This is a genomic window from Geodermatophilus sp. URMC 64 (genome assembly GCF_053502555.1).
This window is the reverse complement of sequence record NZ_CP199955.1, coordinates 5,216,600-5,230,651: the sequence shown is the minus strand read 5'-3', so window position 1 is coordinate 5,230,651 and position 14,052 is coordinate 5,216,600. Positions and strand designations below refer to the sequence as shown.

Sequence of the window (14,052 nt, the reverse complement as noted above, 5' to 3'; positions counted from 1 at the left end):
CCGGTGGCGAGCGCGAGCGCCGCTCAGCCCAGCGCGGCCGGGCGGCCCTCCCAGCCCTGCTCGGCCTCCTCGGCGCGCAACTGGGCGACCTCCCACTGCAGGGCCGTGTGCACCCCGCCGCGCAGCTCCTCGCGGCCCAGCAGGCGGACGGTCTGCGTGGCCCGGTGGCCGGAGTCGAGCAGCGAGGGGAACGTCGCGCCGGTCCCGCCGATGGCGCTGTACTCGTCGGACATGACGGCGAAGCCCTCGCCGGCCAGCGCGCGGACGTAGCGCATCAGCGGGCTGGGCTCCTCGACCACCCGCGCCGGGGACACCCCGTTCCGCCGCAGGATGCGGTCGAGGCGGTCGCGCGAGGCGTGCCCGGGCGGGGCGGCGAGCAGCGGTTCGCCGTCGAGCAGGTGCGCGGGGCAGTCCGCCGGTCGCCCCTCCCGCCCGCCGAGCCGCGCCAGCTCCGGCGCCGTCCCGACGACCCGGAGCGTGTACTCGTAGCAGGTCTCCGGGTGGTCGTCCTCGACCAGCAGGTAGTCGATCTCCGGCGGCTCGCCGCGGAACAGCCGGCCCAGGTCGGCGTCGGTCCCGTCGCCAGCGACGAGCCGCAGCTCCAGCCGGATCCAGGGGAAGTGGGTGTGCAGACGACCCACGAGCACCCCGAGGAAGCGCTCGTAGTGCGACTGGCGGCCGCCGATCCGCAGCACCCGCTGGTCGACCGCGCTGACCAGCTGGATGTCCTCGAGCTCGCGCCGGCGCGCCAGCTCCCGCTCCCGGGCGCGCCGGATGAGGCGGACCGCCTGGGCCATGCGGATGGCCTCGGGCGTGGCGAAGGTGCCGCGGCGCCCGGGCTTGCCGTGCAGCTCGATCGGCTCGCGGGTCTCGGTGTCCGGGGCCAGGTACCGGCCCAGCGCGCGCAGCTGCTGGCGCTCCGCGGCCACGTCGGGGCGCGGCCGGCGGGCGACCTCCTCGGCGGCCTTGTTCAGCGTCGTCCGCGGCGGGCCGTTGCCCGACGGCGACTCGCGCAGGCGGGTGAACGCCTCCAGGAGGGCGAGCACGTCGTCGCCGATCTCCTTGCGCTCGCGCTGCCACGCAGGCCTCGCATCAGGCACGGGCCGCCACCTCCCGACCACCCTCGGCCACCTCGCGCCCGAAGGGTGGCGGCTCCGTCCGCCACCGGTGCCGGGCGCCGTCCCGACCGGTCCCCGGAGTATCGCGGGACCGGGGCCGCGGCGTACCCGTCCGCGTGCCCCGCGACACCGGGGCCGGTCCCGCACCGGACGGTGGGCACCCGATCGCCGCGCCCTGAACGCACGCGACGGCGGCGCCATCCCTGGAGAGGGGCGCCGCCGTCGCGTACGTGCGCTCGGCGCGGTCGGCGAGGGCCGGGGGAGCGCCGGTCAGGTGTGGTAGTTCTGCTCCTTCGCGCGCTCCAGGGACGCGCGGATCTCCTCCTCGGCGGACTTCTGGTCGACCCACTCGGCGCCCTCGACCGACTTGCCGGGCTCGAGGTCCTTGTAGGTCTCGAAGAAGTGCTGGATCTCCAGCCGGTCGAACTCGGGGACGTCGGTGATCTCGGTGAGGTGGGCCATCCGCGGGTCGGTCGCCGGCACGCAGAGGACCTTGTCGTCGCCGCCCTTCTCGTCGGTCATCCGGAACATGCCGATGGCCCGGCAGGTGATCAGGCACCCGGGGAACGTCGGCTCGTCGAGGATCACCAGCGCGTCGAGCGGGTCGCCGTCCTGGCCGAGGGTGTGCTCGATGTACCCGTAGTCGGCCGGGTAGCGGGTCGAGGTGAACAGCATCCGGTCGAGCCGGATGCGTCCGGTGGCATGGTCCAGCTCGTACTTGTTTCGCTGGCCCTTCGGGATTTCGATCGTCACGTCGAACTGCACGCACGTAGTGTGGCCCACGGCGACCCCGCGCAATCGGCGGAGGTCGCCTTCTGGGGGGTGGGCACCATCACGTCGAGCGGTTCGACCGTCGTCACAGCGAACTACTCGAGGTTCCGTCGCCGGTTGATCGTCGCGGGTCTGGGCGTGCTCGTCCTGGTCGTCGCGATCGTGGCGACGGTCCTGGTCGCGGCGGGGGACGACGACGCCACCTCGCCCGTGGCCGCGGCCGCCGCCGAGGCGCGGCTGCCCGACCTGGGGGACGCCACCCCGGTCCTGGCCGCGCTGTCGTCCGACGCCCCCGCGCCGGACCCCACGGCGCTGGAGGGCGAGCTGACCCCGCTGTTGTCCGCCGTCGCGCTGGGCACCGGCGTCTCCGCCCAGGTGGTCGACGTGGCCACCGGCGAGACCCTCTTCGACCAGGAGGGCAGCACCCCGTCCACCCCGGCCTCGACGGCGAAGCTGCTCACCAGCGTCGCCGCGCTGACCACCCTCGACCCCGACGACACCCTCGAGACCACGGTCGTCGCCGGCTCCTCGCCCGGCGAGGTGGTCCTCGTCGGCGGGGGCGACCCGACCCTCTCGCGCACCGCGCCGTCGCAGAGCTACCCGGGCGCCCCGACGATGGCCGACCTCGCCACCCAGGTTCTCGCCGCGGTGCCCGCCGGGACGCCGATCACCAGCGTCGTCGTCGACAGCTCCCTCTACAGCGGCCCGCTGACGGCGGAGGGCTGGGCGCCCGGCGACGCCCCGTCCAGCTACGCCGCTCCGGTGACCGCGACGGCCGTCGACGGCGCGCGGGTCGCCCCGGGCGCGGACGCCCGCAGCGGCCAGCCCGGCCTCGACGCCGGCACCGCGCTGGCCGACGCCCTCGGCGCGCCCGGCGCCGCCATCTCGCTCGGGGAGGCGCCGGAGGGCGCGCAGACCCTCGGCACCGTGCACTCCGCCTCGATCGCCCGGCTGGTCGAGCAGGCCCTGTCGCAGTCGGACAACATGCTCGCCGAGGCCCTCGCCCGCCAGGTCGCGCTCGCCCGTGACCTGCCCGCCTCCTTCGAGGGGTCGGCTGAGGCGGTCGTCGGCGCCCTGGAGGACGCCGGGGTCGACGTCAGCGGCGTGCAGCTCTCCGACGGCAGCGGGCTCTCCCGCGACGACCGCGTGCCGGTGGACCTGCTGACCGGGCTGCTTACCGACGCCGCCGACGGCTCGCTGCCCGAGGCCGCGCCGATCCTGTCGGGGCTGGCCGTCGCCGGCTACGACGGCACGCTCGCCGACCGCGGGGACGACGACCCGGCCACCGCGCCGGGCGCCGTCCGGGCCAAGACCGGCACGCTGCTCAACGTCAACGGCCTCGCCGGCACCGTCGTCACCGAGGACGGCCGGCTGCTCGTGTTCGCCGTCCTCGCCGACGCGGCGGCCGGCAGCGTCGACAGCGCCGAGGCCGCCCTCGACGACGTCGCGACCGCCCTCGCGGAGTGCGGCTGCCGGTAGGCCCTCCTGCAGGGGCCCGCCGCGAGCCTGCGAGGGGTGGGGGGCAGGGGGGTCCTTCGACAGCCCTTCGACAGGCTGTCCGCGTACGGTGAGGCGATGAGCAGCCCGTCCTCGATGGTCGACTGGGACCTCGCCGGTCGCACCGCGCGCAAGCTGGTCGGTCCCGGCCCGGAGACCACCCGGGAAGAAGCAGAGAGCGTCGTCCGCGAGCTGCACGACGCCGCGGCGCGGGCGGTCGCCCACGTCGAAGGGCTGACCGGCCTGAAGCCGGCCGAGGGCGGCCCGGCGCCGGAGGTGGCCGTCGTCGACCGGCCCGGCTGGATCGACGCCAACGCCGGCGGCATGGCGGCGCTGCTGAACCCGCTGGTCGACGCCCTGGCCGAGAAGCAGGGCACCCGCCCGGGCCCGCTGGCCACCGCCATCGGCTCGCGCGCCACCGGCGTGCAGGCCGGCGGCATCCTCGCGTTCCTGTCCTCGCGGGTGCTCGGCCAGTACGAGGTCTTCGGCACCGGCGGCCGGCTGCTGCTCGTGGCGCCGAACATCGTCGACGCGGAGCGCAAGCTGGGCGTCGACCCGAGCGACTTCCGGCTCTGGGTGTGCCTGCACGAGGTCACCCACCAGCTGCAGTTCACCGCGTTCCCGTGGCTGAAGACCCACCTCGAGGCGCAGATCGCCGAGTTCGTCGAGGCCACCGACCTCACCCCCGAGGTGCTCCGGGAGCGGCTCACCGACGTGCTGCACAGCCTCGGCGACGCCATCCGGGGCGGGGACGGCGACAGCGAGGGTCTGCTGGCCCTGGTCCGCGACCCCCGCCAGCGCGAGGTGCTCGACCGGGTCACCGCCGTCATGAGCCTCGTGGAGGGCCACGCCGAGTACGTGATGGACGGCGTCGGCCCGGACGTCGTCCCGTCGGTCAAGACGCTGCGCAAGCGGTTCGCCCAGCGGCGCAAGGGCCGGGGCCCGTTCGACCGCGTGCTGCGCCGGCTGCTCGGTCTGGAGCAGAAGATGAAGCAGTACGCCGACGGCCGGCACTTCGTCGGCGGCGTGGTGGACCTGGTCGGCATGCAGGGCTTCAACCGGGTGTGGGAGGGGCCGGCGAACCTGCCGCTCATCGACGAGCTCACCGCCCCGCAGAAGTGGGTGGACCGGGTGTTCGGCCGCCCCGCCATCACCGCCTGAGCCCATGAGCGGGCCCAGCCCGGCGGTCGCGCAGCTGCGCTCCGCCGTCCGCCCGGGGCTGACCCGCCCGCCGCGGCCGGTGCTGGTCGCCTGCAGCGGGGGAGCGGACTCCCTCGCGCTGGCGGCCGCGATCGCCTTCGAGGCGCCGCGGGCCGGTGTCCCCGCCGGCGCGGTCACCGTCGACCACGGCCTGCAGCCGGGGTCGGCCGAGCGGGCCGAGGCCACCGCCGGCCTGCTGCGCAAGCTCGGGCTGGAGCCGGTCGCCGTCCTGACCGCCGAGGTCGGCACGGACGGCGGACCGGAGGCGGCCGCCCGAGCCGCGCGCCTGCGGACGCTGCAGGCCGCCGCCGGCGACGCCCGGGTGGCCCTCGGGCACACCCTCGACGACCAGGCCGAGACGGTGCTGCTCGGCCTGGGCCGGGGCTCCGGGCCGCGGTCGGTCGCCGGCATGGTCGAGGAGAGGGGCATCTGGTGGCGGCCGCTGCTCGGCGTCCGCCGCGCCACCACCCGGCAGGCCTGCGCCGACCAGGGGCTGCCCGTGTGGGACGACCCCTGGAACGCCGACCCCGCCTACACCCGCGCCCGGCTGCGCGGCGAGGCGCTCCCGCTGCTCGAGGAGGTCCTGGGCGGCGGGGTGGCGCCGGCGCTGGCCCGCACCGCCGCGCTGCTGCGCGAGGACCTCGACGCGCTCGACGACCTCGCCGCCGTCGAGTCCGCCCGGCTCACCGGACCGGACGGGCTGGACGCGCCCGGCGCGGCCGCGCTGCCGGCCGCGCTGCGTCGGCGGGTGCTGCGCACCTGGCTGCGTACCGGCGGCATCCCCGGCCTTCAGGCGGTCCACCTGCACGCGGTCGACCGGCTGCTCGTGGCCTGGCGCGGGCAGGGCCGGGTCGACCTACCCGGCGGTGCGGGAGTGGTCCGGGCGTCTGGCAGGCTGGTGCTGCGCCCCGCGGGAACCGATCCGGGTGCGCGCCCCGAGCACTCCGAGGAGCACCGTCCGTGACAGAGCCTGCGACCGTGACCGGCGCGCTGGGGAACGACCACGGCTACGGCCCGGACATCGACCACGTGCTGCTCACCGAGCAGCAGATCCAGGACAAGATCGCCGAGCTCGCGGAGGAGATCGCCCGCGACTACGCCGGCAAGGAGGTCCTGCTGGTCGGCGTCCTCAAGGGCGCCGTCCTGTTCATGAGCGACTTCGCCCGCGCGCTGCAGCTGCCCACCCAGATGGAGTTCATGGCCGTCTCCTCCTACGGCTCGGCGACCAGCTCCTCCGGCGTGGTCCGGATCCTCAAGGACCTCGACCGCGACATCACCGGCAAGCACGTGCTCGTGCTCGAGGACATCATCGACTCCGGGCTGACGCTGTCCTGGCTGCTGAAGAACCTCGGCGGGCGGCAGCCGGCCTCCCTCGAGGTGTGCGCGCTGCTGCGCAAGCCCGACGCGATCAAGGTCGAGGTGCCCGTGCGGTACGTGGGCTTCGACATCCCGAACGAGTTCGTGATCGGTTACGGCCTGGACTACGCCGAGCGCTACCGCGACCTGCCCTACATCGCGACGCTGCGGCCGGAGGTCTACACGTCGTAGAGGTCGCCGTGCCGGACGACACCGCGGCCGGGTGCCGTTCCCCTGCTGCGCCGAGCCGCTGCTCGTGTCCCGGTCGGGGGCCGTCCGGGGCCCCGCGACCGGGACACACGTCATTCCTTCGGGCTTGTTCACGGCTCGCGACCAGGGAACGCACAGCAGCGCCGGTGTACCGTCGGACACGACGACGCCGAGCCGTGCGCCGGGGTGACCGGGTCGCCGGCGGTGTCCCCGGACGATCAGGAGGGTCGACGGGCAGCCGGGGCGCCCGGCCGCCCGGTCTCGGTGTATGGAACGTAAGAAGATCTTCCGCTCCGTGTGGTTCTGGGTCGTGCTCGTCGTTCTCCTGGCGGTCGCGTTCTCGTCCCTGTTCCGCGGCAACGGCGGCTACACGGAGGTGTCCACCTCCACGGCGCTCGAGCAGTTCGACCGGGGCAACGTCGAGTCGGCGACGATCAACGACAAGGAACAGACCCTCGACCTCGACCTGAAGAACGCGGTCGACGGCACGGACAAGATCAGCTCCTCGTACCCGATCGGCGCCTCGGAGCACATCTTCGACCTGGTGTCGGGCACGGGCACCGACAACGGCGACGGCGTCAAGTTCGACACGACCGTGACCCAGGAGAGCGTGTTCGTCTCGATCCTGGTCAGCTTCCTGCCGTTCGTCGTCCTCCTCCTGCTGCTGTTCTGGCTGTTCAACTCGATGCAGGGCGGCGGCCGCGGGGTCATGGCCTTCGGCAAGTCCAAGGCCAAGGTGGTCAGCAAGGACACCCCGAAGACGACGTTCGCCGACGTCGCCGGCGCCGACGAGGCCGTCGAGGAACTGCACGAGATCAAGGACTTCCTGCAGAACCCGGTCAAGTTCCAGGCCGTGGGCGCGAAGATCCCCAAGGGCGTGCTGCTGTTCGGCCCGCCCGGGACCGGCAAGACGCTGCTCGCCCGTGCGGTGGCCGGCGAGGCCGGGGTGCCGTTCTTCTCGATCTCCGGCTCGGACTTCGTCGAGATGTTCGTCGGCGTCGGCGCCAGCCGGGTGCGCGACCTGTTCGAGCAGGCCAAGAACAACGCCCCGGCGATCATCTTCGTCGACGAGATCGACGCCGTCGGCCGGCACCGCGGCGCCGGCATGGGCGGCGGGCACGACGAGCGCGAGCAGACCCTCAACCAGATGCTCGTCGAGATGGACGGCTTCGACGTCAAGGGCGGCGTCATCATGATCGCCGCCACGAACCGGCCGGACATCCTCGACCCGGCGCTGCTGCGCCCCGGCCGCTTCGACCGGCAGATCGCCGTCGACCGGCCCGACCTCGAGGGCCGCAAGGCCGTCCTCGCCGTCCACGCCAAGGGCAAGCCGCTCGCCCCGGACGTCGACCTGGCGACCGTCGCGCGCCGGACCCCCGGCTTCACCGGCGCGGACCTGGCCAACGTGCTCAACGAGGCCGCGCTGCTCACCGCGCGCAACAACCGCTCGCTGATCGACGACGCCACCCTCGAGGAGGCGATCGACCGCGTCATCGCCGGCCCCGAGCGCAAGACGCGGGCGATGAGCGAGAAGGAGAAGAAGGTCACCGCCTACCACGAGGGCGGGCACGCCCTGGTGGCGCACGCGCTGCCCAACCTCGACCCCGTGCACAAGGTGACGATCCTGCCGCGCGGCCGCTCGCTCGGGCACACGCTCGTCCTGCCGACCGAGGACAAGTACACGCAGACCCGGTCGGAGATGATCGACACCCTGGCCTACGCGCTGGGCGGCCGGGCGGCCGAGGAGCTGGTCTTCCACGAGCCGACCACCGGTGCCGGCAACGACATCGAGAAGGCCACCGCGATGGCCCGGGCGATGGTCACGCAGTACGGCATGAGCGCCAAGCTCGGCGCGGTGAAGTACGGCCGCGACGACTCCGAGCCGTTCCTGGGCCGCGACATGAGCTCGCACCCGGACTACTCCGAGGCCGTCGCCGCCGACATCGACGCCGAGATCCGCGCGCTGATCGAGGCCGCGCACGACGAGGCCTGGGAGATCCTGGTCGAGTACCGGGAGGTCCTCGACCAGCTGGTGCTCGAGCTGATGGAGAAGGAGACGCTGTCCAAGGAGGACATGGCCCGCATCTGCGCGCCGGTCACCAAGCGTCCCTCGCTCGCGCCGTACAACGGCTTCGGCAAGCGCACGCCGTCCGACCAGCCGCCGGTGCTCACGCCCGCCGAGCGGGCCGCGCAGAACGGCAACGGCCACGTCAGCGGCGACAACACCCCGGTCGGCGACGTCGGCGCACCGATCCAGCGGTGACGGAGGACCTGCACGGGGGGATCGAGGGGGCGCTCAAGGGCGTCGACCGGCCCCGTGCCGAGGCGGCGATCCGCGAGCTGCTCATCGCGGTGGGGGAGGACCCCGACCGCCCCGGCCTGAAGGACACCCCCGCGCGGGTCGCGCGCGCCTACACCGAGGTCTTCGCCGGCCTCTGGCAGGACCCGGGGGAGGTCCTCGCGACCACGTTCGACGAGGACCACGACGAGCTGGTGCTGGTCAAGGACATCCCGATGTACTCGACCTGCGAGCACCACCTGGTCCCGTTCCACGGGGTGGCGCACATCGGCTACATCCCCGGGGACGACGGCCGGGTGACCGGGCTGTCGAAGCTGGCCCGGCTGGTCGAGGTCTACGCCCGCCGCCCGCAGGTGCAGGAGCGGATGACCTCGCAGATCGCCGACGCGCTCGCCGCCGTCCTCAAGCCGCGCGGGGTGCTGGTGGTCATCGAGGCCGAGCACCTGTGCATGGCGATGCGCGGCATCCGCAAGCCGGGAGCGCGCACCGTGACCTCCGCCGTCCGGGGCATCTTCCGGGAGAACCTGGCCACGCGAAGCGAGGCGATGAGCCTCGTGATGCGAGGGTGACGGGCGAGTGAGCATCGCAGCGAGGAACGAGCGAGGAGCGGAGCGAGCCCGGAACCGAGCCATGGGCACGGGCCGGTGACCCGCATCGAACTGCCCCACCCCGGCCACTGCGTGGTCATGGGGGTCCTCAACGTGACCCCCGACTCCTTCTCCGACGGCGGCTGCTACGCCGACGCCGGGTCGGCCGTGGCGCACGGCCTGGAGATGCACGCGGCCGGCGCCGACTACGTCGACGTGGGCGGGGAGTCCACCCGCCCGGGCGCCGACCGGGTGGACGCCGCCGAGGAGTGCGGCCGGATCCTGCCGGTCATCGCCGAGCTGGCGGCTGCGGGTGTGCGGGTCAGCGTCGACACCACCCGCGCCGAGGTCGCCGAGGCGGCGCTGGACGCCGGCGCGGTGCTGGTCAACGACGTCAGCGGCGGCCTGGCCGACGCCGGCATGGCGAAGCTGGTCGCCGACGCCGGTGTGCCCTGGGTGCTCATGCACTGGCGGGGGCACAGCCGGCAGATGTACGCGCGGGCGCACTACGACGACGTCGTCGCCGAGGTCTGCGCCGAGCTCACCGCCCGCCGGGACGACGCGCTGGCCGCCGGCGTCATGCCGGAGCAGCTGGTGCTCGACCCGGGGCTCGGCTTCGCCAAGAACGCCCCGCACAACTGGGCCCTGCTGGCCGGGCTGGACCGGATCGTCTCCCTCGGGCTGCCGGTGCTGGTCGGCGTCTCCCGCAAGACGTTCCTCGGCCGGCTGCTGGCCGGCCCGGACGGCGACCTGCGCCCCGCCGAGCAGCGGGACGCCGCCACCCTCGCGACGACGGTGCTCGCCGCGCAGGCCGGCGCCTGGGGCGTGCGGGTGCACGACGCCGCGGCCTCGGTCGACGCGGTCAAGGTCGTCGCGGCGGTGCGCGGTGCCTAGCACCCACCCACCCCGCCGCCCCGACCGCATCACCGTCCGCGGCATCAGCGCGCACGCCCACCACGGCGTCTACGACTGGGAGCGCGAGCGCGGCCAGACCTTCCGCGTCGACGCCGTCCTGGAGCTCGACACCGCACCGGCCGCGGCCGGCGACGACCTCGGCAAGACGGTCAACTACGCCGAGCTCGCCCAGCGGCTGCACGCCGTCCTCACCGGCGAGCCGGTGGATCTGCTGGAGACCCTCGCCCAGCGGCTGGCCGACGTCTGCCTGGCCGACGCGCTGGTCGACGCCGTCGAGATCACCGTGCACAAGCCCGACGCCGACCTCGGCGTCCCCTTCGACGACGTCACGGTGGCGATCCGCCGGGAGCGGCCGTGACCCGCGCGGTGCTCTCGCTCGGCGCGAACCTCGGCGACCGCGCCGGCACGCTGCGCGCCGCCTTCACCGCCCTCGCCGAGGACGGGCTGGTCGCCCGCTCGGTGCTCTACGAGACGCCGCCATGGGGCCCGGTCGAGCAGCCGCCGTACCTCAACGCGATCGCGGTCGTCCGGGGACCGCGCGACGCCGCGGGCTGGCTGGCCCGCGCGCACGAGATCGAGCAGGCCGCCGGGCGCACCCGGGAGGTCCGCTGGGGCGCCCGCACGCTCGACGTCGACGTCGTCACAGTGACCGGGGACGACGGCGCGCCCGTCCTCTCCGACGACCCCGAGCTGACGCTGCCGCACCCACGGGCCCACGAGCGGGCGTTCGTTCTGGTGCCGTGGCTGACCCTGGACCCGGTCGCGGAGCTGCCCGGCCACGGGAAGGTCGCCGACCTCGTCGCGAAGCTGCCGCCCGAGGACGTCGCCGCCGTCGTGACGTGGGAGGACCTGCGGTGAAGCCGGTGAACCGGCGGGACCTGGCCGTCGCCGCGGTCGGGCTGGCCGTGGCGGCGTGGCTGCTGGTGCGCACCTTCTACGGCGACCTGCCGCGGCTGGACTGGTGGCTGGCCGTTCCGCTGGGCGTGCTCGCGCTCGCCGAGGCGCTCGGCGCCCGCACGCTGGGCAACCGGCTGGCCGCCGAGCGCGAGGCGCGGACGGCGCAGCGGCGCGGCACGGCCGCGGCCGGCCGGACCCCGGGACCCGCTCGCCCGGTCGAGCCGATGCTGGTGGCCCGGCTCGCCGTCCTGGCCCAGGCCAGCGCCTGGGTGGGCGCGGTCTTCGTCGGCATCTGGGCCGGCGTGCTGCTGCACGTCGCCCCCGAGATCGGCTCGCTGCAGGCGGCCGGCGGCGACACGGTCGCGGCGGTGCTGGGCGTCGTCCTGGCCGCCGCGCTGGCCGGGGCGGCGCTGCGGCTCGAGTCGGTCTGCCGCGTCCCCCCGGGCGGGGACGACGACCCGCCGCCCCTGACCCCGCACGCCTGAGCGGGCTTTCGGTACGGAAAGCCCGCTACCGGGCGGCGCCGGCGGTCTCGGGTTCGGCGCCCTCGACGGAGCGGCGCAGGGCGGCGTGCAGCGAGGTCGGGGTGAGGACGCCGCAGAACCGGTCGCCGTCCAGCACGGCCACCCAGCCCGCCTCCAGCTGCAGCATGGTCGAGAATGCCGTCTTCAGCGTCGCGTCGACCGGCACCCACGCCTCCATCCGCCGCGCCGCGGCGCCGACCGTGCCGTCGCCGGTCGCGCGCTCGGCCGACAGCCAGCCGTGCAGGGTGCCGTGGTCGTCGAGGACGACGGCCCAGCGCGCCCCCGCCCGCTCCAGCGCGGCCCGGGCGTCGGGGAGGCGGTCGGTCTCCCGCACCACCGGCGGCTGCTCCAGGTCCTCGACGTCGATGCCGGTGACCGCCAGCCGCTTGAGCCCGCGGTCGGCCCCGACGAAGTCGGCCACGAACGGGCTGGCCGGCCGGCCGAGCAGCTCGGCGGGGGAGGCGAACTGCTCGACGTGCCCGCCCTGGCTCATGACCGCGATCCGGTCGCCGAGCCGGACCGCCTCCTCGATGTCGTGCGTGACGAACACGATCGTCTTGCGGACCTCGGCCTGCAGCCGCAGGAACTCCGACTGCAGCCGTTCGCGCACGATCGGGTCGACGGCGGAGAACGGCTCGTCCATGAGCAGCACCGGCGGGTCGGCGGCCAGCGCCCGCGCGACACCGGCCCGCTGGCGCTGACCGCCCGAGAGCTGGGCGGGGTAGCGGTCGCCGTACACGCCGGGGTCGAGGCCGACCGAGTCGAGCAGCTCGTCGACCCGCTCGCGGATTCGCCGCTTGTCCCAGCCGAGCAGGCGCGGCACCGTCGCCACGTTGGTGCGCACGGTCTGGTGGGGGAACAGGCCGACGTTCTGGATGACGTAGCCGATGCGCCGGCGCAGCTGATCGGGGTCGACGCGGGTGACGTCCTCGCCGCCGAGCAGGATCCGCCCGGTCGACGGCTCGATGATCCGGTTGATCATCTTCATCGTCGTCGTCTTTCCGCAGCCCGACGGCCCGACCAGCACGGTCAGCTCCCCCGCGGCGAAGGTCAGGTCGAGCTCCGCGACGCCCACGGTGCCGTCGGGGTAGATCTTGCTGACGCCCTCGAGCCGGATCTCCTGCGCGGACCCGGCGTCCCGCGCCGTCGCGCCGTCGCCCGGCAGCGCAGTAGCGTCCACGTCGTGCCCCTCCTGGGATGCGCTCGGTCGTGAGCGCGGTGCTGGCGGCGGATGCCGCCCCGAACCCGTGGTTCGACCCTTCCTACGTCGTGGACAACTGGTCGTCCATTCTGGGCTACCTGGGCGAGCACGTGCGGCTGACCGTCCTCGCGGTCCTGCTCGGGGGGGTCATCGCGCTGCCGCTGGCCGTGCTGGCCCGGCGCAGCCGCTGGCTGGCCGGCCCGGTGCTCGGCCTGTCGACCGTCATCTACACGATCCCGTCGCTGGCCATGTTCGCCTTCGTCGCCCCGGTCACCGGGCTGACCACGACCACCGTGCTGGTCGGCCTCGTCCTGTACTCCCTGGTCATCCTCGTCCGCAACTTCCTCGCCGGGCTGCAGTCGGTGCCCGCCGACGTGCGGGAGGCCGCGCGGGGGATGGGCTACGGCCCGGCCCGGCTGTTCTGGCAGGTGGAGGTGCCGCTGGCGCTGCCCGCCTTCATGGCCGGCATCCGCGTCGCCACCGTGTCGACGGTCGCGCTGGTGACCGTCGGCGTCATCGTGGGCCACGGCGGCCTCGGCCAGCTGATCACCGGTGGCTTCGCCGCCAACTTCTACCGCGCCGAGATCGTCACCGGCGCGGTCGGCTGCGTCCTGCTGGCGCTGTTCGCCGACCTCCTGCTGGTCGGGGTGGAGCGGCTGCTCACCCCCCGGGCGAGCCGGGTGCGCGCATGAACCTGCTCGGCGACGCCTTCGTCTACCTCAACGACCCGTTCAACTGGACCCGCCCGAACGGCATCCTGGACCTGCTGGCCGAGCACCTGCGGATCTCCGCGCTCGCCGTGCTGGCCGCCATGGTGGTCGCCATCCCGGTGGGCGTCCTGCTCGGGCACACCGGCCGCGGCGGCGGGTTCACCGTGGCGCTGTCCAACGTGTCGCGCGCGGTGCCGACCCTCGCGCTGCTCACCCTCTTCGCCGTCACGCCGATCGGGTTCGGCCCGACGGCGACCACCATCGCGCTCGCGGTCTTCGCGGTCCCGCCGATCCTGACCAACACCTACGTCGGGTTCCGCGGCGTCGACCGCGACGTGGTCGAGGCGGCCCGTGCGATGGGGTTCGGCGGACGGCAGGTGGCCATGCGGGTCGAGCTCCCGCTGGCCGCGCCGCTGCTGATGACCGGGGTGCGCACCGCCGCCGTCCAGGTGGTGGCCACCGCCACGCTGGCCGCGCTGGTGGCCGGCGGCGGGCTCGGCCGGATCATCACGCTGGGATTCCGCCAGCAGGACTACGGCGCCGTCCTGGCCGGGGCGATCCTGGTGGCCGCGCTCGCCATCCTGACCGAGCTGGTCCTGGCCGCCCTGTCGTGGGCGCTGACCCCGGGCCAGAAGCGGTTGCCGTTCACCGCCCGTCCCCGGGCCGCCATCCGCGCGGGGGACCCCATGGCGGCCGACGTCCCCCTGTGAAGCCCGTAACAGATCGGCAAAGACGGTGCACCCCCGCATTGCCTCGATGGAGAAGCG

Annotated in this window: 15 protein-coding genes; 12 read left to right on the top strand and 3 right to left on the bottom strand. The window is 74.5% G+C overall.

Going from position 1 to position 14,052, the window contains the following annotated elements; translation table 11 throughout:
* Positions 1–23: 23 nt before the first annotated feature.
* Together ACWIYF_RS25605 and ACWIYF_RS25600 are read right to left on the bottom strand one after the other, a co-directional pair.
* Positions 24–1,100 carry a hypothetical protein gene (locus ACWIYF_RS25605; RefSeq protein ID WP_448625640.1) on the bottom strand — a complete coding sequence of 359 codons (1,077 nt, stop codon included), beginning with the start codon at positions 1,098–1,100 and terminating at the stop codon, positions 24–26.
* Positions 1,101–1,388: 288 nt separating this feature from the next.
* Positions 1,389–1,883, bottom strand: coding sequence for an inorganic diphosphatase (locus tag ACWIYF_RS25600; RefSeq protein WP_448625639.1), 495 nt, complete (start codon positions 1,881–1,883; stop codon positions 1,389–1,391).
* Positions 1,884–2,006: 123 nt separating this feature from the next.
* On the opposite strand from ACWIYF_RS25600, the gene dacB reads away from it, so the two are divergent.
* The 10 genes from dacB (at position 2,007) to ACWIYF_RS25550 (ending at position 11,335) form a co-directional block, all read left to right on the top strand.
* Positions 2,007–3,368 carry a D-alanyl-D-alanine carboxypeptidase/D-alanyl-D-alanine endopeptidase gene (gene dacB / locus ACWIYF_RS25595; protein ID WP_448625638.1) on the top strand — a complete coding sequence of 454 codons (1,362 nt, stop codon included), beginning with the start codon at positions 2,007–2,009 and terminating at the stop codon, positions 3,366–3,368.
* 96 nt (positions 3,369–3,464) lie between these two features.
* Positions 3,465–4,547, top strand: coding sequence for a zinc-dependent metalloprotease (locus ACWIYF_RS25590; protein WP_448625637.1), 1,083 nt, complete (start codon positions 3,465–3,467; stop codon positions 4,545–4,547).
* A 4-nt stretch (positions 4,548–4,551) separates the two neighbouring features.
* Complete coding sequence (tilS, locus tag ACWIYF_RS25585; protein WP_448625636.1) at positions 4,552–5,550, top strand: tRNA lysidine(34) synthetase TilS; 999 nt, start codon at positions 4,552–4,554, stop codon at positions 5,548–5,550.
* Complete coding sequence (gene hpt, locus ACWIYF_RS25580; RefSeq protein WP_448625635.1) at positions 5,547–6,134, top strand: hypoxanthine phosphoribosyltransferase; 588 nt, start codon at positions 5,547–5,549, stop codon at positions 6,132–6,134. Before tilS ends, hpt begins: the two co-directional genes overlap by 4 nt.
* A 286-nt stretch (positions 6,135–6,420) precedes the next feature.
* Entirely contained in the window at positions 6,421–8,415 is a 1,995-nt protein-coding gene (gene ftsH / locus ACWIYF_RS25575; RefSeq protein WP_448625634.1) for an ATP-dependent zinc metalloprotease FtsH, read from the top strand.
* A complete protein-coding gene (gene folE, locus ACWIYF_RS25570; protein ID WP_448625633.1) occupies positions 8,412–9,020 on the top strand; it encodes a GTP cyclohydrolase I FolE in 609 nt (202 codons plus the stop codon). Before ftsH ends, folE begins: the two co-directional genes overlap by 4 nt.
* 75 nt (positions 9,021–9,095) lie before the next feature.
* Positions 9,096–9,932: a dihydropteroate synthase gene (gene folP, locus ACWIYF_RS25565; RefSeq protein ID WP_448625632.1), complete on the top strand. Its 837-nt coding sequence runs from the start codon at positions 9,096–9,098 to the stop codon at positions 9,930–9,932.
* Positions 9,925–10,311 (top strand): dihydroneopterin aldolase, encoded by a 387-nt coding sequence (gene folB, locus ACWIYF_RS25560; RefSeq protein WP_448625631.1) that lies wholly within the window; start codon positions 9,925–9,927, stop codon positions 10,309–10,311. The genes folP and folB overlap by 8 nt, the downstream gene beginning before the upstream one ends.
* The gene (gene folK / locus ACWIYF_RS25555) at positions 10,308–10,811 is read left to right on the top strand and encodes a 2-amino-4-hydroxy-6-hydroxymethyldihydropteridine diphosphokinase (protein ID WP_448625630.1); all 504 of its coding nucleotides are present in this window, start codon (positions 10,308–10,310) and stop codon (positions 10,809–10,811) included. The genes folB and folK overlap by 4 nt, the downstream gene beginning before the upstream one ends.
* On the top strand, positions 10,808–11,335 hold the full coding sequence (locus tag ACWIYF_RS25550; protein WP_448625629.1) for a DUF3180 domain-containing protein: 528 nt from the start codon (positions 10,808–10,810) through the stop codon (positions 11,333–11,335). Before folK ends, ACWIYF_RS25550 begins: the two co-directional genes overlap by 4 nt.
* A gap of 25 nt (positions 11,336–11,360) precedes the next feature.
* Here the strand turns inward: ACWIYF_RS25550 and ACWIYF_RS25545 are convergent, their stop codons facing one another.
* Positions 11,361–12,554: an ABC transporter ATP-binding protein gene (locus tag ACWIYF_RS25545; RefSeq protein WP_448625628.1), complete on the bottom strand. Its 1,194-nt coding sequence runs from the start codon at positions 12,552–12,554 to the stop codon at positions 11,361–11,363.
* A 29-nt stretch (positions 12,555–12,583) separates the two neighbouring features.
* Here ACWIYF_RS25545 and ACWIYF_RS25540 point away from each other — a divergent pair, with 29 nt between their 5' ends.
* Both ACWIYF_RS25540 and ACWIYF_RS25535 read left to right on the top strand, forming a co-directional pair.
* Entirely contained in the window at positions 12,584–13,267 is a 684-nt protein-coding gene (locus ACWIYF_RS25540) for an ABC transporter permease (RefSeq protein ID WP_448625627.1), read from the top strand.
* Entirely contained in the window at positions 13,264–13,995 is a 732-nt protein-coding gene (locus ACWIYF_RS25535; RefSeq protein WP_448625626.1) for an ABC transporter permease, read from the top strand. The genes ACWIYF_RS25540 and ACWIYF_RS25535 overlap by 4 nt, the downstream gene beginning before the upstream one ends.
* The last annotated feature ends 57 nt before the right edge of the window (positions 13,996–14,052 follow it).

Coding starts and splice junctions, on each gene's coding strand:
- ACWIYF_RS25590 (WP_448625637.1), top strand. CDS start 3,465: ATGAGCAGCCCGTCCTCGATGGTCGACTGGGACCTCGCCGGTCGCACC.
- tilS (WP_448625636.1), top strand. CDS start 4,552: ATGAGCGGGCCCAGCCCGGCGGTCGCGCAGCTGCGCTCCGCCGTCCGC.
- ftsH (WP_448625634.1), top strand. CDS start 6,421: ATGGAACGTAAGAAGATCTTCCGCTCCGTGTGGTTCTGGGTCGTGCTC.
- ACWIYF_RS25535 (WP_448625626.1), top strand. CDS start 13,264: ATGAACCTGCTCGGCGACGCCTTCGTCTACCTCAACGACCCGTTCAAC.